The 19,098-nt window shown below is 55.5% G+C and carries 18 protein-coding genes; 12 read left to right on the top strand and 6 right to left on the bottom strand.

Annotated elements, in window-relative coordinates; all coding sequences use genetic code 11:
• Positions 1 to 3: 3 nt before the first annotated feature.
• On the bottom strand, positions 4 to 1,146 hold the full coding sequence (locus ACR0EL_RS02895; protein ID WP_480498048.1) for an amidohydrolase: 1,143 nt from the start codon (positions 1,144 to 1,146) through the stop codon (positions 4 to 6).
• Positions 1,143 to 2,093, bottom strand: coding sequence for a lipoyl synthase (gene lipA / locus ACR0EL_RS02890; RefSeq protein ID WP_480498046.1), 951 nt, complete (start codon positions 2,091 to 2,093; stop codon positions 1,143 to 1,145). Before lipA ends, ACR0EL_RS02895 begins: the two co-directional genes overlap by 4 nt.
• Before the next feature lie 263 nt (positions 2,094 to 2,356).
• On the opposite strand from lipA, the gene ACR0EL_RS02885 reads away from it, so the two are divergent.
• Positions 2,357 to 2,905: a redoxin family protein gene (locus tag ACR0EL_RS02885; protein WP_480498044.1), complete on the top strand. Its 549-nt coding sequence runs from the start codon at positions 2,357 to 2,359 to the stop codon at positions 2,903 to 2,905.
• A gap of 46 nt (positions 2,906 to 2,951) precedes the next feature.
• On the opposite strand, the gene ACR0EL_RS02880 is transcribed toward ACR0EL_RS02885, so the two are convergent.
• The gene (locus tag ACR0EL_RS02880) at positions 2,952 to 3,875 is read right to left on the bottom strand and encodes a LysR substrate-binding domain-containing protein (RefSeq protein WP_480498042.1); all 924 of its coding nucleotides are present in this window, start codon (positions 3,873 to 3,875) and stop codon (positions 2,952 to 2,954) included.
• 50 nt (positions 3,876 to 3,925) lie between these two features.
• Complete coding sequence (locus tag ACR0EL_RS02875) at positions 3,926 to 4,996, bottom strand: DUF6456 domain-containing protein (RefSeq protein ID WP_480498416.1); 1,071 nt, start codon at positions 4,994 to 4,996, stop codon at positions 3,926 to 3,928.
• A gap of 242 nt (positions 4,997 to 5,238) precedes the next feature.
• Between ACR0EL_RS02875 and ACR0EL_RS02870 the strand changes: the two genes are divergently transcribed.
• The gene (locus tag ACR0EL_RS02870; RefSeq protein WP_353007213.1) at positions 5,239 to 5,538 is read left to right on the top strand and encodes a DUF6477 family protein; all 300 of its coding nucleotides are present in this window, start codon (positions 5,239 to 5,241) and stop codon (positions 5,536 to 5,538) included.
• Here ACR0EL_RS02870 and ACR0EL_RS02865 read toward each other — a convergent pair whose 3' ends face one another.
• Both ACR0EL_RS02865 and ACR0EL_RS02860 read right to left on the bottom strand, forming a co-directional pair.
• The gene (locus ACR0EL_RS02865) at positions 5,539 to 7,083 is read right to left on the bottom strand and encodes a trimethylamine methyltransferase family protein (protein WP_480498040.1); all 1,545 of its coding nucleotides are present in this window, start codon (positions 7,081 to 7,083) and stop codon (positions 5,539 to 5,541) included.
• A 142-nt stretch (positions 7,084 to 7,225) separates the two neighbouring features.
• Positions 7,226 to 7,921: an MgtC/SapB family protein gene (locus ACR0EL_RS02860; RefSeq protein ID WP_170530088.1), complete on the bottom strand. Its 696-nt coding sequence runs from the start codon at positions 7,919 to 7,921 to the stop codon at positions 7,226 to 7,228.
• Between the two features lie 157 nt (positions 7,922 to 8,078).
• Here ACR0EL_RS02860 and guaA point away from each other — a divergent pair, with 157 nt between their 5' ends.
• From guaA to ACR0EL_RS02810, 10 genes are all read left to right on the top strand, one after another.
• Entirely contained in the window at positions 8,079 to 9,653 is a 1,575-nt protein-coding gene (guaA, locus tag ACR0EL_RS02855) for a glutamine-hydrolyzing GMP synthase (RefSeq protein WP_480498037.1), read from the top strand.
• 235 nt (positions 9,654 to 9,888) lie between these two features.
• Positions 9,889 to 10,905 carry a hypothetical protein gene (locus tag ACR0EL_RS02850; RefSeq protein WP_480498036.1) on the top strand — a complete coding sequence of 339 codons (1,017 nt, stop codon included), beginning with the start codon at positions 9,889 to 9,891 and terminating at the stop codon, positions 10,903 to 10,905.
• A gap of 99 nt (positions 10,906 to 11,004) precedes the next feature.
• The gene (locus tag ACR0EL_RS02845) at positions 11,005 to 11,910 is read left to right on the top strand and encodes a DMT family transporter (RefSeq protein ID WP_480498034.1); all 906 of its coding nucleotides are present in this window, start codon (positions 11,005 to 11,007) and stop codon (positions 11,908 to 11,910) included.
• Positions 11,911 to 12,035: 125 nt separating this feature from the next.
• Positions 12,036 to 13,181: an OmpP1/FadL family transporter gene (locus tag ACR0EL_RS02840; protein WP_353007199.1), complete on the top strand. Its 1,146-nt coding sequence runs from the start codon at positions 12,036 to 12,038 to the stop codon at positions 13,179 to 13,181.
• A 102-nt stretch (positions 13,182 to 13,283) separates the two neighbouring features.
• Positions 13,284 to 14,180, top strand: coding sequence for a DMT family transporter (locus ACR0EL_RS02835; protein ID WP_480498031.1), 897 nt, complete (start codon positions 13,284 to 13,286; stop codon positions 14,178 to 14,180).
• Between the two features lie 50 nt (positions 14,181 to 14,230).
• Complete coding sequence (locus ACR0EL_RS02830; protein WP_480498029.1) at positions 14,231 to 15,103, top strand: ATPase; 873 nt, start codon at positions 14,231 to 14,233, stop codon at positions 15,101 to 15,103.
• Positions 15,104 to 15,140: 37 nt separating this feature from the next.
• Positions 15,141 to 16,058 carry a homoserine O-acetyltransferase MetA gene (gene metA, locus ACR0EL_RS02825; protein WP_480498027.1) on the top strand — a complete coding sequence of 306 codons (918 nt, stop codon included), beginning with the start codon at positions 15,141 to 15,143 and terminating at the stop codon, positions 16,056 to 16,058.
• Positions 16,048 to 17,001, top strand: a complete 954-nt coding sequence (locus ACR0EL_RS02820) for an alpha/beta fold hydrolase (RefSeq protein WP_480498025.1) — start codon at positions 16,048 to 16,050, stop codon at positions 16,999 to 17,001. The genes metA and ACR0EL_RS02820 overlap by 11 nt, the downstream gene beginning before the upstream one ends.
• 48 nt (positions 17,002 to 17,049) lie before the next feature.
• Entirely contained in the window at positions 17,050 to 17,919 is an 870-nt protein-coding gene (gene ppk2, locus ACR0EL_RS02815) for a polyphosphate kinase 2 (RefSeq protein ID WP_480498023.1), read from the top strand.
• 115 nt (positions 17,920 to 18,034) lie between these two features.
• Complete coding sequence (locus ACR0EL_RS02810) at positions 18,035 to 19,051, top strand: sterol desaturase family protein (RefSeq protein WP_480498021.1); 1,017 nt, start codon at positions 18,035 to 18,037, stop codon at positions 19,049 to 19,051.
• The last annotated feature ends 47 nt before the right edge of the window (positions 19,052 to 19,098 follow it).

The raw sequence follows: 19,098 nt of genomic DNA, 5'->3' as shown, positions 1-19,098 counted from the left end.
GTTTCAGCCCAGAATCTGACGGATCGCGTTCAGGAAGATACCCGTTCCGACCGGGATCAAGGCGTCCGGGAAATCGTAGTCCGGATTGTGGAGTTGCGGGCGATCTCGCCCTGACCCAAGCCAGAACATCGCCGCTTTCGCACCTTTGCCGAACTGTCCAAAATCCTCGGAAAACCGTTGCGGTTGGTCGGTCAGGTCACAGGTAACGTTTTGTGTCGCGCATGCATGGCATAAAATATCGACGGCATCCGCATGATTGGTGCAAGCGTCAAAGACATCTTCGTAATTGATCGAGGCGCTAAGCCCTTCGGATCGCGCGACCTTTTGCACCAGCGCTTCGGCGTCTGATACGAGCTTGTCCATGCGTTGATCAGATACCGTGCGTAACGTCACCCACAATTCACCCTGCCCGGGGGCAACGCCAAATGTTCGCTCTCCTAAACGCGCATGAGTGATAGTCGTGAGCGCGTAGTCCTCGCTTAGGTCGCCACCCGTGCCGAGGCCCGTGAGCCTGGGAATCAGGGCTGACACCGCATCCGCCGGGGACACCCCATCCTGAGGCGCTGCGGCGTGCGAGGTTTTGCCCGTCAACCCAATTCGCATCCCGCGTGAGGCGCAATTGGCAGGGCCTTTGCACAGCTCGACCCGACCAAGCGCAAGACCCGGCAAGTTGTGCAACGAAAACACGTAGTCTGGCGCGATCTTTGCAAAACGCGGATCAGCGCGAAAGGCTTTGGCCCCCTGCCCGGTTTCTTCAGCGGGCTGGAAGATCAGGGCAGCACGTCCGCGTATTGGGCGTTGCTGTTGCAAGGCCAACGCCACACCCAGAACCATCGCCATATGGCCATCGTGACCACACAGATGCCCTTTGCCCGGAATCTGTGATTGATATGGAAGATCCGAAAGCTCCTGTATCGGCAACCCATCCAATTCACACCGAATCGCAACACAAGGACCTGTCTGGCCGCTGTCGAAGATGGCGGCAACGCCATGCCCTCCAAGCCCCGTTAGAACCGTGTCCGCGCCTGCGTGCCGCAACTCATTTGCCATCCGCGCGGCGGTGGCCTGTTCCTGTCCGGACAGTTCGGGCTTTAGGTGCAGTTCGTGGCGCAGCTGTGTGAGCCGCGCCAGATGGTCTGGCGTCACGCCTGCCCCAGCTTTTCTTGCCGAGCAGCGCGCAGGCGGGCGAAATCATCACCGGCATGGTAGGAAGACCGAGTCAACGGTGTAGCCGAAACCATTAGGAATCCCTTGCCATAGGCCGCCTTTTCATAGGATTCGAACTCTTCGGGTGTCACGAAACGATCCACCGCGTGATGTTTAGGCGTCGGCTGCAGATACTGCCCGATGGTCAGGAAATCAATGTCGGCTGCGCGCATGTCATCCATGACCTGGGCAACCTGCTGTTTGTCTTCGCCTAACCCAACCATAATGCCGGATTTGGTAAAAATCGACGGGTCCAGTTCTTTGACCCGCTGCAACAGACGCAGAGAATGGAAATACCGCGCACCAGGACGCACCTCGGGATAAAGGCCCGGAACGGTTTCCAGATTGTGGTTGAACACATCCGGTTTCGATTCCACCACAGTCTCCAGAACTTCCGGATCACATTTCAGGAAATCCGGCGTCAGAATTTCGATGGTTGTCTTGGGTGATCGATGACGCACCGCGCGAATAGTCTGCGCAAAATGATCTGCACCACCATCCTTTAGGTCATCCCGATCGACAGAGGTGATCACCACATGGTTCAGACCCAATTTCTCAACCGCATGCGCCACACGGCCTGGTTCAAACACGTCCAGCGCGTCGGGACGCCCGGTCGCGATGTTGCAGAAGGTGCAGCCACGGGTACAAATCTCACCCATGATCATCATGGTGGCGTGACCCTGGCTCCAGCACTCGCCCACATTGGGGCAGCCGGCCTCTTCGCAGACGGTGACCAGATTGTTTTCTCGCATGATCCGATGCGTTTCGGCATAGCCTTTACCACCGGGCGCCTTCACACGAATCCATTTGGGTTTTTTCGGCTGCGCATTGTCCGGGCGGTGAGCTTTTTCCGGATGACGTTGTTCTGGGATCTTCAGATCTCGCACGGGCCGCTTTCCTAGCATTGGGTCAACTTTGTGTACCTATAGCATAGTGCACTGAGGCCGGTTACGCCAGCGCTGCATAGCCGCTATGCATGCACACCGCGCAAGCGCAGAACGCGGCGGAAATCAAACTAATATTGTCTTGTTTTTTCGTTTATTACCTATCGCTTAGAGATAACTCGCATATGCAGCATTTCTACGATTGAAGGCCCGGATCAACTGTTCTAATCCCAAGTCAATTCAATATGAATCACAGGAGATCCAGCATGAAATCCGGCGCAAAACTGCCTGATGTTACCTTTCACACTCGCGTCCGGGATGAGGCCATCGAAGGCCCCAACCCCTATCGCTGGCAGGATGTCATCACCGCGGATTATTTCGCGGGCAAGCGGGTTATCCTGTTCTCGCTGCCCGGTGCGTTTACCCCGACCTGCTCGACCTACCAACTACCGGGTTTCGAGAAGGGCTACGGCGATTTCGTCGCCAAAGGCGTTGATGCTATCTACTGCATGTCGGTCAACGACAGCTTTGTGATGAACAAATGGGCGCAGGATCAGGGGCTGAAAAACGTCAAGGTCATCCCGGACGGGTCCGGTGAATTCACCCGCAAGATGGGCATGCTGGTCGACAAAGACAATCTTGGTTTTGGCATGCGGTCCTGGCGCTATGCAGCGATCATCAATGACGGTGTGGTCGAAGCCTGGTTCGAAGAACCCGGCCTGATGGATAACTGCCCCGAAGATCCGTATGGGGTTTCGTCGCCCGAGAACCTTATGAAACACTTGGAACAGGCGGCAGAGCCTGAATTGGCCTAAGCCAACTTCGACACCCACGATCTGGCCCGCCCCTTGGCGGGCCATTTCATGTTCGGGTGGCCGTTACGATCTGTTCACCCACATCGCGGATCACGTGTTCCAGCCTTTCGGCCCAATCGGCCTTACCGCTCGAAGCACGGCGAACCAGCCCGACAGTACGTGCGGGCTGAGGGCTGCCGAACCGCAACAGTCGCAGGCCCGGTACGGCCTCAGCCTCCGCATGGGCCGCGAGCTCAGGCATCAGGGTCAAACCAAACCCCTCGGCCACCAACCGCGACAACGTTGCCAGGGATGAGGCCCCCATGTTGATCTGCCCGCTGCCCCGGTCCTGACCGCAAACCTCGAGCGCCTGATCGGTCAGGCAATGACCATCTTCAAGCAGCATCAATTGAGCGGATTGCAGATCAAGTGGGCGCAGCATATCCGGGCTTGCTGATACCTTTTCAAGACGCGCAGCACTGCCTGCCAAAAGGAACTGATCCTGAAACAGAGGTGTTTCCCGGAATTCGGTGCCACCAACCGGCAAGGCCAGCACAGCCGCGTCAATCTCGCCCGCGCGTAGCAAGGCCAACAGACGCTCGGTTCTGGCCTCACGTATCTGCACCCGCAGCGAAACATCACCCGAACGCAAACCAGCCAGAACGCCAGGCAAAAGATAAGGTGCAATCGTTGGGATAATGCCAATGGATAAGGACCTGTGCCCGCCCGAATGATCGCGCGCAAACTGATCCAGCCGGTCGGCGGCGCCGAGGATCAGGCGCGCGCGCTCCAGCACATCGCGCCCCAATGGCGTCAGCAAAATGTCGCGGGCCTGTCTTTCGAACAGAACACCGCCCATAATCTCTTCCAGCGCTTTGATCTGAACCGATAACGCGGGTTGGGACACATTGCAGACCTGAGCCGCACGACCAAAGTTGCGCTGTTCGGCGACGGCCTGAAAATATTGCAATTGTCTGAGGGTAAAGCCCATAACCCCTGCTTATCAACACCAGGCGATTCCGCAAGGGTTGTATATGGCCATTATCCGATCATCTGGTCCCGTTCCGTCTGGCCCTCGTAATGGCGTTTCAGGCGTTGCAAGGCGATACGCAGAACGATCTTGCCGGACCGTGCAGACCAACCCATTCGCTTCTCTGCTGCCTCCAACCCTTCGAGGTAACAGCAACAGCGTAAGGCCACGTCGCTCAGCCCCGGCCCCAAATCCGACAATGCCCGCGCGACCCGATCTCGCGCATCCGAAGATCCGCGCCCGCCATGCGATTCACTGTCAAATCTGCCCCTGCCACCCCCCGTCAAGAATCGATCCCAGTTCTGCGCGACCTGCGGCCCGATCTGTGCCAGTTCGAAATCCTCGCGCAGGCGCTCTCCGGCGCTGACAAGGCTTTCGTCCAGAAAGGGTTTGCCATCGCGATCCTTGCGACGCGCCAGCGCGACCAAGGGGCTTTCGGCGGCACAATAACGAATCCGCCGCGTCCGATCCGTTTGCGGTGTTGTGGCTTTGGCCTGAAACGGCATCTGAGCCTCAGCCATTCCAAAATCATTCTTGGTGCGGGCCTCGTTCTCTGCTTCTGCCACCAGACGGTTCAGCGCCGCGCGCCCCGATGCCGAAATCCGGTATCGCGAGATGCGACCAGGATTGTCGCAGCTGATCCAATCCTGCAGCGCTAGCGCCTGCGCAATCTTGCAATCGACAACGGCCGTTCGGGTTGCCGCGGCATCGCCGGTATCCCGAACAACAACCGCCTTATCCATATCTTCCGCAACGGCAAGAACCGATCCGGTTTCGCACAGACGACGCAGTATCCGCATCGCTTCCTGATCAAAATTCTCTGCGTCTTCTGACTCTTGCCCAACCCGGTGATCTTCCGAGATCGAGAAATGCGTTTCGGCCAGCGATTGCAACGCAGCATCCACAAGTGGATCATCCCGACGCATTTCGATACGTCTGATTTGTCGCAGAATAGTTGATGCATGGCACCCCTCGGATCGTGCGATATCTCGTATCGATCGACCGGTCTCGGTATGCGCAAGGTATCGCTGCGCCCCTTCGGGCACCCAAGCCGGTATGGTGAAAGCCATGTAGTTTTCCATATTCATTTGCCCTCGTCGACAAAATTGACTGCCACTTTTCGCCCGCGGAATTTGAGTTAACCAAATCTAACTAGAGGTGCTTTCGTTACTCGTTCGTTAACCCCAACGGTTGCTAACCAGATTTGATTCAAAATGATAAACAGTCGTGAAACCATAGTTCGGAGGGAACCCGCACCAAGCAACACCCGCTTAGGTTGTGTGACAAACAGGCCAAATCAAAACCGCGTAAAGGAACACGGAAGATGCAGGACCTGATGACCATGATCACGACACTTCGCCGCCCACGGCTGCTGACACGGGCGGCAAAACTCGGGGTGCAGGACTACAATCGGGACCGACATCTGCAGCGCATTCTGGGCTATGGATCGCTACCCAGTACAGGCGCGGCGCTGATGCGGCTGATGGATCTTGAGCGAGAGGTAAACACGCAACGAAAAGAAGAAGATGCCGCTTACTCATTGGTGCGGCATCTGGATCTTCTGATCGCGCTGTTGGGTGAGGCGCAGTTGTATCAGGCCAACCGCGCCTCGGCCCTGAACTGATCAGGTAAACGCATCCGGCATCGAGGCTTTCTTCTCAGCGATGTAGGCCTCAAGCGCTGCGGCTGTGTCCGGGTCCATCTGTGGCTGCTGATAGTTGGCCAACAGATGTTCTACCCGGCTCGACGCCAACTGCCGGGTATCGCGCGACCCTTCGTCCTGCCAGGTCTCGAACGGCTTGTAATCCAGAACGTCGGATTTCCAGAAGGCTTCTTTGAAGTTGGCCTGCGTATGCGCGCAACCCAGATAGTGCCCGCCCGGACCAACCTCGCGGATCGCATCCATGGCCTGAGCGTTTTCATCATAAGCCACGCCTTTGGCCAGCCCATGCAAAACACCCAACTGGTCGGCATCCATGACGAACTTTTCAAAGTCGGCAACCAGACCACCTTCTAACCAGCCACAGGCATGCAGCATAAAGTTCACACCAGCCATCAACCCCATGTTCAGTGAGTTCGCCGTTTCATAGGCCGCCTGCGCATCCGGCAGTTTCGAGCCGCAGAACGATCCGGCAGAGCGGTACGGCAGGTTCAGGCGGCGGGCCAATTGACCTGCGCCATAGGTGATATGCGCCGCCTCTGGTGTACCGAATGTCGGCGCGCCAGAGTTCATGTCGATCGAGGTCACAAAGGCCCCGAAGATTGCCGGCGCGCCGGGCCGAATGATCTGGCTGTAAGAAATACCCGCCAGCACTTCTGCCAGAACCTGCGTCAGCGTGCCCGCAACCGAAACAGGCGCCATTGCACCGCCCACGATAAAGGGCGAAATGATACAGGCCTGGTTGTTCTTGGCATACACCTCCAGCGCGCCCATCATTACGTCATCGAATGTCATCGGTGAGTTGATGTTGGTCAGCGAGGTCATGACTGTGTTGTTCTGAACGAACTCTTTGCCGAACAGAATCTCGCACATTTCAACAGAATCCTGCGCCCGGCTAGGATCGGTGACTGATCCCATGAACGGCTTGTCAGATAGGGTCATATGCGCCTTGAGCATATCCAAGTGCCGCTTGTTCACCGGAATATCGGTCGGTTCGCATACGGTACCGCCCGAATGGTGCAGCCACTTGGACATATAGGCCAGTTTCACGAACTTGTTGAAGTCATCCATGGTCGCATAGCGGCGGCCACCTTGAGCATCCCGCACAAACGGCGGGCCATAAACCGGAGCCAGCACCAGATTGCGGCCGCCAATCACCACCGATTTCTCGGGGTTGCGGGCGTGTTGCGTGAACTCGCTGGGGGCGGTCTTGATCAGCTCGCGCGCCAATCCACGGGGGATGCGCACGCGTTCGCCATCAATATCGGCGCCGGCATCGCGCCAGCGCTCCAGCGCGGCCGGATTGTCGACAAAGTTGACACCGATCTCTTCCAGCACGGTTTCCGCGTTGTGTTCGATGATCTCCAACGCTTCTTCGTTGAGGATCTCGAAATTCGGAATGTTGCGTTCGATATACTTCGCCGTTTCGATACGAACTGCGGTGCGCTCGGCACGGCGGGCGGCGCCACCGCCACCTCTCGCCCTGCGTCGGGTGCTTGCCTCTGCCATGAGAAATCCCGTCTGATGTGTTTAGATTGACAGCTTAGTTACAGGATTGAGCACCCGCAGGCATATGGTTTACGGCGCTCTGGGGGGAAAAGCGACATTGGGCGCAGCGTTCGCAATCATCTGATCCGTCGCGGCGATGACGCTACGCTTCCGAGATCGTATCCCACTCGATACTGTCGATGCTTGGCTCTAACATCAGTGGAGCCACAACCTTATGCTGCAGTTCTTCGGGATGATCCTCCATCGAGACAAGAACAGCAATTGTTCGCTTGCCCTCAATTGCGTCGCCTTTTTCAAAGCCCACGATCCGAACATTGTTCTGCGCCAATGCCTTGAGAACAGCGACACGGGCATCTGCCTGCGCCTCTTCCAAGCATTGAAGAACAACCTTAAACTCTTGCGTCAGAGGCACCCCGGCACGCGTCGTGCGTTTTAGCCACTTCACCAACGGCCTGAGGCCAAGGTTCACGAAGATGACGAAGCCCGTCATCATGACGGCGAACACCCAGGCACCCGCCCCCGCCATCATTCCAACTGCTGCCGAACACCACAGCGTTGCCGCGGTATTGAGGCCGTGAATCGTGAACCCGTGCCGGAAGATTATCCCGGCCCCCAAAAAGCCGATGCCCGAAACCACCTGAGCCGCAACACGCGTTGGGCTCACCTCATCGGGAAAAAGCGCTGAGAATACAACAAAGGCGGCGGCACTTAGCGCAACAAGGGCATTGGTGCGCAGTCCCGCCATTCTTTGACGCACCTGACGCTCTGACCCGATCAAAGCGCCACAAAACAGCGCCAGTCCCAGGTTTAATGCGGCTATCTCGATGGAAATCGGCAATTTCTGTCCCTTGTCTTATCGGGGCATTCCTTGACCCAGCCGAGCCGTCATATTTTCGTTACAAAACTTTTACAATTCCTTTTTTGGGTTCGCAGAACTTACCTGAGGATCAGAGGTTGCTCTTGCGAAACTGATGCGCTTGGCCTAAGGCGCGGATATGACCCAAGACACCCATGACCGCCTTCTGATCATCGACTTCGGCAGCCAGGTGACGCAGCTGATTGCACGCCGCCTGCGCGAGTTGAATGTCTATTGCGAAATCCACCCTTATCAGAATGTCACGATGAACCTTGTGCGCGAAATGGCCCCGCGCGCCGTGATCTTCTCGGGTGGGCCCGACAGTGTGACGCGCGAAGGATCACCCCGCGCCCCGCAAGAGATTTTCGACTACGGCGTTCCAATTCTTGGCATCTGCTATGGCCAGCAGGTGATGATGCAGCAACTGGGTGGGAAGGTCGAAGGTGGTAAAATTTCGGGCGGTGGCGGCACTGCGGAATTCGGCCGTGCTTTTGTCAGCCCTAAGGGTGCCTTGTCCCTGCTGGACGATTGGTTTGCTGAAGGTGACGAACAGGTCTGGATGAGCCACGGTGACCATGTCAGCCAGTTGGCACCGGGGTTCGAGGTTTATGGCACTTCGCCTAACGCGCCCTACGCGATCACAGCCGACACGACACGCCATTTCTATGCAGTCCAGTTCCACCCCGAAGTGCACCACACCCCAAAGGGCGCCAAGCTGTATGAGAATTTTGTAAAGCTCGCAGGCTTCAAAGGCGATTGGACCATGGGTGCCTATCGTGAGGAAATGATCCGCAAAATCCGTGAACAAGTCGGCGACAAAAGGGTCATCTGCGGCTTGTCCGGCGGCGTTGACAGTTCGGTCGCGGCGATCCTGATTCACGAAGCCATCGGCGATCAGCTGACCTGTGTGTTCGTCGACCACGGGTTGCTGCGGAAGAACGAGGCCCAGGAAGTCGTTGGCATGTTCCGCGATAATTACAATATTCAGTTGATACACGCCGACGAATCCGAACTGTTTCTGGGCGAGTTGGACGGTCAATCCGACCCGGAAACCAAGCGCAAGATCATAGGTAAGCTGTTCATCGACGTGTTCCAGAAACATGCCGATACCATCGAAGGGGCCGAATTCCTGGCTCAGGGAACGCTGTATCCGGATGTGATCGAGTCTGTTTCTTTCTCGGGCGGTCCCTCGGTGACGATCAAATCGCACCACAATGTGGGCGGTCTTCCTGAAAAGATGGGCTTGAAACTGGTTGAACCCCTGCGTGAGCTATTCAAGGATGAGGTCCGCGCCTTGGGTCGCGAACTGGGTCTGCCCGCCAGCTTTATTGGCCGCCACCCCTTCCCCGGCCCCGGCCTGGCAATTCGTTGCCCCGGCGAGATCACCCGCGAAAAGCTGGAGATTCTGCGCGAGGCTGACGCCATCTATATCGACCAGATCCGCAAACACGGGCTCTATGATGATATCTGGCAGGCCTTTGTTGCCATTCTGCCCGTGCGCACCGTGGGCGTGATGGGCGACGGCCGCACCTATGACTACGCCTGCGCCCTGCGCGCGGTTACTTCGGTCGATGGCATGACGGCGGATTATTATCCGTTCAGCCATGAGTTTTTGGGCGAAACCGCCACGCGGATCATCAACGAGGTCAAGGGCATCAACCGCTGCACCTACGATATCACGTCTAAGCCGCCCGGAACGATCGAGTGGGAGTAGTCCCAAACTGAACGAACGGGAAATCGTGCTGAAAATCCCTTCGCCTGTACGGGCAATCTACCCACCTCAGCGCGATTTCTTGCGCTCAGGATTGGCTTGCAATCCAATCCCTTATCACTCACCTTATGAGCGGCTCGTCTGGTGTGTACGACCCGGCCAATTGATTTTTTGTTACTAGGTCCCGCCCAAGGCTTTGTTTATGGCACTGATCCGAAACGCTTTTTATATTCTTTTCATGACTATCTTCACACTGATCGCGCTTGAAGTGGTCCTGTTTGCCGCGTTTTCGATGCGGGACATGCTCAGTGGAAACGAAGCCCCCAAAACCTCCAATAATCCCAATCAAGATGAAGAGACCCGGCAGTTCCAAAACGACGCTCAGAGCTTTCAGGGCTATCCCTATAAGGCTTTTGTGGGGTGGCAATCGCCACAAATCTCAAGCGAGACGCTGAACATCGATGAAAATCTGCGTCGGATTACAGTAAATTCGAACCCGCCGACGGATCACAAGGTACATTTCTTTGGCGGTTCCACCATGTGGGGGCACAGTGTTTCCGACAAAAATACAATCCCATCCCATTTCAGCAATTTAACGGGAAAGACGGCGATCAATTACGGGGAACAAGCCTATAATTCGCGCCAGAGCCTCAACAGGCTTCTCAACACCCTGGACAGTATCCAACCCGGCGACAACGTCGTGTTTTTTGATGGTGTAAATGACGTTTATCACAACTGCCTCAGCCTGAACTCTCCTGACGGGCACCCGCGCGAGGGGTTTATTAAGGAGAAGCTGCGTGGGAAGTCCGGCGGCATCTGGGGGCTGGTATCATCGACCTCAACTTACCGCTTGGCCCGGCGGTTCAGTGAGAAGCTGGGCTCGGGCGATAACGGCCAGCGTTTTGACGATCTGAACCAATGTGGTGATCCGGCCTATGCCGAGCGTGTCGCCGATTTCCTCGTCAGCAGCTGGGCTGCAACCGAAGCCATTGTAAATTCACGGGGGGCACGTTTTTCCTGCGTCTTGCAACCAAACCCGTATACCCTGCCCGACCGTCCGTTCAGCCACAGCGACACATATGCCGCGCAGATTCAACAGGTCTATCCGCTGATCCGTGAAAAGGCGCAAAAACTCGACTGTTTTCAGGACTATTCCGGCATCCTGCAGCAGGATTTCTATATCGATCATTGTTGCCACGTAAACGCACAGGGAAATCTGGCAATCGCCCGGCGTTTTGTACAGGACCTCAACTAATCCAGCCATTTCTTCCTACACGGAAAGATTCAGAGTGCCAGAGCGGAAAAAATCCGGTTAGTTCCAGTTGCAACGTCAAGAAATTGCGAAGGACACCGGGTGGATAAGGGCTCAATTCAAATCGGCAAGGCGGCCCTTTGGATGACAGGGGCCATTCTGTCATTTTCCTCAATGGCAGTGGCCGGGCGAGAATTAAGCCTGCATCACGATACGTTCGAAATCATGATGTATCGCAGCTTTGTGGGCATCGTGCTGGTCGCTCTGGTGCTGAGCGTATCCGGCAAATGGCATCAGGTCACAACCCAGCGACTTGGCCTTCACGCCGTACGCAACGTGCTGCATTTCACCGGGCAAAACCTTTGGTTTTATGCAGTAGGAGTGATTCCCCTGGCCCAGGTGTTTGCACTGGAATTCACGCAACCGATCTGGGTGATCCTTCTTTCGCCTCTGTTGTTGAAAGAGCGTCTGACTCCGCTGAAAATGCTGGCCGCCCTCATCGGTTTTGCCGGTATCTTGATTGTCGCGCGCCCCGGAACGGCGCCGTTAAGCCCGGGGCTGATAACCGCCGCAGCGTCTGCAATTTTCTTTGCGTTTACAACGATTACCACGAAAAAGCTTACGCGCTTTGCCAGTATCGGCTGCATCATGTTCTGGCTAGCGGTCATGCAGGCCGCACTCGGCGCAGCAGCGGCCGGTCTGGATGGTCAGATCGCCCTACCAAACGCCCGAACCGCACCGTTTCTGGTTCTGGTGGGATTGGCCGGGTTGCTGGCACATTTCTGCATTACCAATGCCTTAGCAATCGCGCCTGCAACAGTGGTCGTACCGTTTGACTTTGCCCGCCTGCCCACCATTGCGGTGGTTGGCATGCTTTTGTACCATGAGCACATTGATCATTGGACCATGCTGGGCGCCGCAGTCATTTTTTCGGGCATCTTTCTGAATGTCTGGTCTGAAAATCGTAACAGTTTAGCAACAGTCCATAAGTCTAGTTGCAATAAGTAACGCTCCGTCACCCGTTGACCTTAAACTAACCGAAAAGAAAGTATCGGGCACTAATCAGCGGGTCAGTGTCGAACACACTCAGTTCTATTCACGAAAACCCGCATCGAAAGCAAGGGAGGACAGCAATGAAAAAGGCACTACTCGCCACATGCGCGCTGTGCGTGGGGGCAACGGCAGGCTATGCAGGTGGTATCGACCGAAGTGGTCAAGGTATCAACCTGATTTTTGAAGAAGGAACGGTTGTTCAGTTTCGGCTTGGATATACCGATCCTCGGGTAAGCGGGACGCTTTTGGATGCGAACCCTGCAAGCCCAACCAACGGACAGGTCGTAGACTCGGGCAACGTAACGGAAAGCTTCTTCACCCCGCATTTGGGTTTTAAAACATCGCTGACCGAGCAGCTTGATTTCGCAATCATGTATGATCAGCCATTCGGGGCAGACCTCTCCTATTCGTCAGCTTACCCGCTGTCGATTAACCCGTTGGCACCGACAGTGACCAACACGCTGAACGCGACCGCAGACACCGATGCCATAACTGGCTTGTTCCGCTACAAGTTTGATAACGGTTTCAGTGCGTTGGCGGGTCTACGCGTTCAACGGGTTGAAGCTACTGTGAATGTTCCTGCTGTTAGGGGCTACAATGTTCAAACAAGTGCAGATACTGCATTCGGCTATGTAGTTGGTGTCGCATGGGAAAAGCCCGAGATCGCAGCGCGCGTATCGCTGACATACAATTCCAAAATCTCGCATGACCTGTCGCAAACCGAGACAAGCCTTTCAACTGGAACTGCCGCTACAAACAGTGAAATTGAAACACCGCAATCGGTAAACTTGGACTTCCAGACAGGTGTCGCACCTAAGACACTGTTGTTTGGGTCGGTCCGATGGGTTGATTGGCCGCAATTGCTGTATGCTCCGCCGGTCTACACTGGCCCACTTGGGCAAGCAAACCTGGTGGACTTTGAGGATGACACCTTCACCTATACACTGGGCTTGGGCTATCAGTTCACCGATGAGTTTTCGGGGGCAGTAACCCTGGGTTACGAATCCAAAGGCGCCGAACCTGTGTCAAACTTAGGACCGACCAACGGCTTCTGGAGCATCGGACTTGGCGGTACTTACTCGCTGGAAAAAGCCAAGATCTCAGGCGGAGTTCGTTATACTGACATCGGTGATGCCGTTGCGGATGGTGGATTTGGTCAAAACGCCAACTTCACCGGCAACAGCGCTTGGAGCGTTGGCTTCCAGGTTACCTATCAGCTGAATTGATCAGTCCAAATCGCAAGTCTAAGACCCCGCCCACCCGGCGGGGTCTTTCTTTTTCGCAAGAACCGGGTCGCGACGCCTGTCATCAAATGACAAGTTAAGGCCATGGAACCTCAAAAACATCTCTCACACCGAGCTTGGGCCGAACTGCTGTTGCTCGGCCTGATCTGGGGCGCGTCCTTTTTGGCGATCCGCATCGCTCTGGACACTATCCCGGTTATGACTTCGGTTCTACACCGAACCTTCTGGGCCATGGCCGTGCTATGGTTTATTGTCTGGATCAAAGGCATTGAGATTCCAAGAAATCCAAAGGTTTGGCTCGCGTTCCTGATCATGGGCCTTTTGAACAACGCTATCCCATTTTCACTGATGGCCTGGGGGCAGCTTTACATCGACACCGGCCTGACTGCGATATTGAACGCCGCAACAGCAGTCTTCGGCGTACTGGTCGCCGCGCTGTTCTTTAAAGACGAACGGCTGACACCAAACCGGTTGATCGGTGTGGTCCTGGGGTTTCTCGGCGTCTCAATTGCCATTGGGTTAAACAGCTTCACCGGTTTCAATCTGCAAAGCCTTGCCCAACTGGCCGTACTGGCGGGCACGGTCTCTTACGCATTTGCCAGCGCGTGGGGCCGCGAACACTTGTCGGGTCTGTCTCCTATCCTCGCGGCTGCTGGAATGCTGACGGGGGCAACCTTGCTGATCCTGCCAATCAGTATAATACATGACGGGCTGCCCACTCTTGCCCTTCCGGCAGTGACATGGGCTGCCATCGGATATTATGCGATCATCGCAACGGCGGCGGCCTATCTACTCTACTACCGGGTACTTGCCATGGCAGGCAGTGGAAATCTGATGCTGGTAACCCTTGTGATCCCTCCTGTTGCCATCGTTCTCGGCTCGCTTTTGCGGGACGAAACGCTTGGCGCAAACGCCTATATCGGCTTTGCGATCCTTGCACTGGGTCTGCTGATCTTGAACCGCCACGGCAAGCATGATTGACGCGCCCCCTCGCCCGTTCTAGCAAAGGCGAAACAAGGGGACAGCGGATCATGATCTACGGCTCGGCAAAAGACTGGCGCACAGCTGCGCGCAAGAAAGTGCTGTTTTTCGGCATGTCGGGCTTGGGCAAAACCTATGTGTCCAACATCCTGCGCGATTCAGGCGATTGGTTCCACTACTCGATCGACTATCGGATCGGCACACGATATATGGGCGAATACATCACCGACAACGCCAAGGCCGAGGCGATGAACGTGCCCTTTCTGCGGGACCTGCTTCTGTCGGATTCCATCTATATTGGCTCGAATATTTCGTTCGAGAATTTGACCCCCGTCGCCGCCTATCTGGGAAAGCCAGGCGATCCGGCCAAGGGTGGGCTTGAAATGCCCGAATACCGGCGCCGGCAAGAACAATTTCGACTGGCCGAAATTCACGCCTTGCTGGATACTGAATATTTTATCGATCGCGCTCAGCGCCTGTATAGCTACCCTCATTTCATCTGCGACACCGGCGGCTCGATCTGCGAATGGGTCGACCCGGACGACCCTTCGGATCAGGTGATGACTGAGTTGTCAAAGCACACGCTGATGATCTGGCTCAAAGGCGATGAAGAGCACACGGCCGAGCTAATTCGCCGCTTCGACAAAGCCCCAAAGCCGATGTCCTATCAGTCCGAGTTCCTGACCCGCAGTTGGACTGAATATCTGGATCAGCAAGGTTGTTCCGAGGCTGAGGTCGATCCCGACGCCTTCATCCGCTGGACCTATGCTCAGGCGCTGGCCCACCGCCAGCCAAGATATGCCGCGATGGCCAAAAACTGGGGCATCGCCCTCACCGCAGCGGAGATCGGTCGCGTGCGTGATGCATCTGATTTCGATGAGTTGATCGAAGGCACCCTTGAGGCCCAGACCAGGAAAGCCTAATTAGCAGTTTCCATTAAACTTATTAAAGCCTGAACCGATGCCGATCAAAATCCCATCAGACCTGCCCGCCTATGATGTCCTTACAAAGGAGGGCGTCATGGTCATGGCCGAGGATCAGGCGATGCGGCAGGACATCCGCCCTTTGCGCATCGGGTTGTTGAACTTGATGCCCAAGAAAATTCAGACTGAAAACCAGTTTGCACGTTTGATCGGGGCGACACCGCTGCAGATCGACCTGTCGTTGATCCGTATGACGGAACACCGCACCAAGAACACGGCTGCCGCGCATATGGCAGAGTTTTACCGGCCGTTTCAGGAGGTGAAGGATCAAAAGTTCGACGGCCTGATCATCACCGGTGCTCCGATTGAGCATCTGGAGTTTCCCGATGTCACCTACTGGGACGAAATCAGCGAAGTGTTCGAATGGACGCAAACCAATGTGCATTCCACCTTCGGCGTCTGCTGGGGCGGAATGGCAATGATCAATCATTTCCATGGCGTGAAGAAACACATGCTGGACGCCAAGGCCTTTGGTTGTTTTCGACACCAGAACTTGAACCCGGCCTCGCCATTTCTGCGCGGGTTTTCAGACGATTGTGTCATCCCCGTCAGTCGCTGGACCGAGATGAAGCAGGCTGAGATCAATGCCGCGCCGGGTCTGAACACCCTCTTGGGCAGCGATGATGTCGGCCCCTGTCTGGTAGAAGACCAAAAGCACCGTGCGCTCTATATCTTCAACCATTTCGAATATGACAGCGATACACTAAAGCAGGAATATGATCGGGACGTGGCCAATGACACGCCAATCAATGTGCCGATCAACTACTACCCGGATGATGATCCTGCACAAACGCCTCAGAACAGGTGGCGCAGCCATGCGCATCTGCTCTACGGCAACTGGATCAACGAAATCTATCAGACAACACCGTTCGATATGGATCAAATTGGCCGCTAAAATACTGATATCATTTGCCGTACTCCTGCTGGGCTTCGCTATTTTTACAACTTGGCGCAGCACCCAGATCGAAGCACGGGCCGAGGCCGCCTTCCCCCCCGAAGGTGAGATTCTGGATGTTGAAGGGATCGCGGTTCATGCCGTTGTGATGGGCACTGGGCCAGACGTTGTATTGATCCATGGCTCCAGCGGGAACACTCGTGATATGACCTTTGCGCTGGCTCCGATCCTTGCGCAGCATTATCGCGTGATCGTATTCGACCGCCCCGGCTTGGGTTATTCGGCCAGCTTCAACCCGAATGGCGAAACTATCATCGAACAGGCCGAAATCCTGCAAAAGGCCGCGGCGCAGCTTGGGGCAGAGAAACCCATTGTCGCGGGGCAAAGCTATGGTGGATCGGTTTCCCTGGCCTGGGCAGTAACACAGCCCGACAACATTTCAGCCCTTGTTCTGATTGCACCTGCCGCAATGCCCTGGGAAACGCCTTTGGATGGCTTTAACCGCCTAGCCTCAACCCCAACTGGCAATGCTCTGGCCTTGCCGTTGATCACATCCTTTGTTCCAAACTGGTATGTGGACCAGGCGATGGATCAAGTCTTTGCTCCGCAATCCACGCCAGAAGGCTATGCTGCGCATTTCGGACCCGAACTGACGATGCGCCGCGCATCTATGCATGCCAATGCCAAGCAGCGAGCAAATCTACTGGACGAAGTCGCCGCGCTACAGCCGCGCTATTCAGAAATTTCGGTTCCGACCGAGATCGTGCATGGAACGGCGGATGACACCGTTGGGCTGGAGTGGCATTCCCACCGTCTGATTGACCAGATACCAGGTGCAGAACTCATCGAACTGCCGGGGATCGGCCACATGCCTCAGGTCGTCGCGGCTGATGCGGTCGCAGCAGCAATTGATCGCGCCGCAGAACGCGCGGGTTTGCGTTAAGCGGTCAGCTAATCCATAGTAACTTATGGATTTATCATGAGGTGAGGCATGGCCCGGACCGAAAAAGACGCGATCACGGCCTATTTCAACAAGAAAGCCCCCAAGGACGTACGCACGCTGATCAGGGCGGCCGAAAAAGGCGATATCCTGAACCCGACCTATCCTTATGCTCGAAAAATGAAGTCGAAAGACTATGACGCTCAGATCGATGCGCTACAGATCGAACTGGTCAAGATGCAGTCTTGGGTCAAAGAAACCGGCGAGCGGGTAGCGATTATCTTCGAAGGCCGTGATGCCGCGGGCAAAGGCGGCACAATCAAGCGGTTCCGCGAAAATCTAAACCCACGAGGTGCACGCAATGTTGCGCTGTCCAAGCCCTCGGACGCCGAGCGCAGCCAATGGTATTTTCAGCGCTACATCCCTCATCTGCCTGCCGCGGGTGAGATCGTGTTTTTTGATCGCAGCTGGTACAATCGCGGGGTGGTTGAGAATGTCTTTGGCTTCTGCACGCACGAAGAACGGGAACGCTTTTTTCGTCAGGTCATTCCACTGGAAACCGGTTTGGTCAATGACGGCATTCGACTGTTCAAGTTCTGGCTAAATGTCGGCCGGGCCGAGCAGCTCAACCGGTTTTTGGCACGAGAGACCGACCCGCTAAAGCAATGGAAACTCAGCCCGATCGACGTGGCCGGTCTGGACAAGTGGGACGCGTATTCTGAAGCGATCTCCGAAACCCTAACCCGTTCACATACCGAAAAAAGCCCCTGGACCATCGTCCGTTCAGACGACAAAAAGCGCGCTCGTATTGCGGCCATCCAGACGGTTCTACATGCTTTGGATTATGATCAAAAAGATCGCAAGGCCTTGGGCAAGGTGGACGCGAAGATTTGTGGCGGGGCCGAGATATGGGAAAGCTGAGCACCTGAGCAATACGTATTCAAAATGACAGAAACTGGCCTCAATTCGGCCACGTCAATGCCGCTGATACAACTCATAAAGCACCAAAAAACCAGCATCGAGACAGGAGCCGATCATGGTTGAAGAGATTTTCGCGGCGTTCCGTCACCCTTTCGAACTGTTCTTCGACCCGACCCAGCGTCTGTCTTTTTTACATATGGGCACGGCCCTGGCCTTTGCGATCTTCGTCTTTTATCGATCCCGTAAGAGCTTGAAAGGGCTGATCAAATGGCTGCTACCTTGGGATATCCTGACGCATAAATCCGCCAAGGCCGATTATGTGATGTTCTTTGTGAACAAATCCATTATCGCGGCCATCTATGCATCGGTTCTGATTCAGGTCTCGGTCTGGTATGCTCTGGTCGAAAAAATCATGGGACCTGCTGGCCCTGGCCCGTCAGAGCCGTCCTGGACCGTATCCGCCTTTTATACACTCGCCGCTGTTCTGGCGGTCGATGGCGCGCTTTGGTTTGGGCACTATATCTTTCATAAAGTTCCGTTCTTGTGGGAATTCCACAAGGTGCATCACTCTGCCGAAGTGATGACACCGCTCACTGCAACGCGCATGCACCCGCTGGAAGAGATCATCTCGACCTCAATGAGTGGTTTTGCCGTTGGCGTTGTCGTTGCGTTGTTGGATCAGTATTTCGGCACTGGCGCGCGTGCCTTTACGCTGTTTGGCCTGAACATCGTGATTTTTCTGTTCTTTGTGGTCGCGTTCAACCTTCGCCACAGCCATGTTTGGCTTCAGTATCCCAACTGGATTCAACATGTCTTTGTCAGCCCCGCCCAGCATCAGATCCACCATTCGAAGGCACGCAAGCATTGGGACAAGAACATGGGCTTCATCTTTGCTTTTTGGGATTGGGGCGCCGGGACACTGTATTCGCCTAAAACCAATGAAAACGTCGAATACGGTTTAGGAAACGGTGAAGACGGAACCTGGAACAATCCTGTGACGCTGTATTTCCGGCCTTTCAAGAACGCGTATGAGCTGTTCAAAAAGGACCCGCGCGGTGCTTTGACGCGCCAACCGGCGAAATCAAAGGCGAAACAGGCGGTTGCACCCGAAAGCTCAGCCGAAACCAATTAGTGTTTTGGTAGCAGCTAGATGAAATCCAGCGCGTCAAGCGTTGGACG

Source organism: Ruegeria sp. AH12 (assembly GCF_056541465.1).
The sequence above is the reverse complement of the archived record's forward strand: the minus strand, read 5'-3'. Positions and strand labels throughout refer to the sequence as shown.

Excerpts from the sequence above, each read along its gene's own strand:
- ACR0EL_RS02850 (WP_480498036.1), top strand. The coding sequence starts at position 9,889 with ATGACTATCTTCACACTGATCGCGCTTGAAGTGGTCCTGTTTGCCGCG.
- ACR0EL_RS02875 (WP_480498416.1), bottom strand. The coding sequence starts at position 4,996 with ATGGAAAACTACATGGCTTTCACCATACCGGCTTGGGTGCCCGAAGGG.
- ACR0EL_RS02830 (WP_480498029.1), top strand. The coding sequence starts at position 14,231 with ATGATCTACGGCTCGGCAAAAGACTGGCGCACAGCTGCGCGCAAGAAA.
- metA (WP_480498027.1), top strand. The coding sequence starts at position 15,141 with ATGCCGATCAAAATCCCATCAGACCTGCCCGCCTATGATGTCCTTACA.
- ACR0EL_RS02885 (WP_480498044.1), top strand. The coding sequence starts at position 2,357 with ATGAAATCCGGCGCAAAACTGCCTGATGTTACCTTTCACACTCGCGTC.
- ACR0EL_RS02810 (WP_480498021.1), top strand. The coding sequence starts at position 18,035 with ATGGTTGAAGAGATTTTCGCGGCGTTCCGTCACCCTTTCGAACTGTTC.
- ACR0EL_RS02870 (WP_353007213.1), top strand. The coding sequence starts at position 5,239 with ATGCAGGACCTGATGACCATGATCACGACACTTCGCCGCCCACGGCTG.
- ACR0EL_RS02840 (WP_353007199.1), top strand. The coding sequence starts at position 12,036 with ATGAAAAAGGCACTACTCGCCACATGCGCGCTGTGCGTGGGGGCAACG.
- ppk2 (WP_480498023.1), top strand. The coding sequence starts at position 17,050 with ATGGCCCGGACCGAAAAAGACGCGATCACGGCCTATTTCAACAAGAAA.
- ACR0EL_RS02835 (WP_480498031.1), top strand. The coding sequence starts at position 13,284 with ATGGAACCTCAAAAACATCTCTCACACCGAGCTTGGGCCGAACTGCTG.
- ACR0EL_RS02880 (WP_480498042.1), bottom strand. The coding sequence starts at position 3,875 with ATGGGCTTTACCCTCAGACAATTGCAATATTTTCAGGCCGTCGCCGAA.
- guaA (WP_480498037.1), top strand. The coding sequence starts at position 8,079 with ATGACCCAAGACACCCATGACCGCCTTCTGATCATCGACTTCGGCAGC.
- ACR0EL_RS02865 (WP_480498040.1), bottom strand. The coding sequence starts at position 7,083 with ATGGCAGAGGCAAGCACCCGACGCAGGGCGAGAGGTGGCGGTGGCGCC.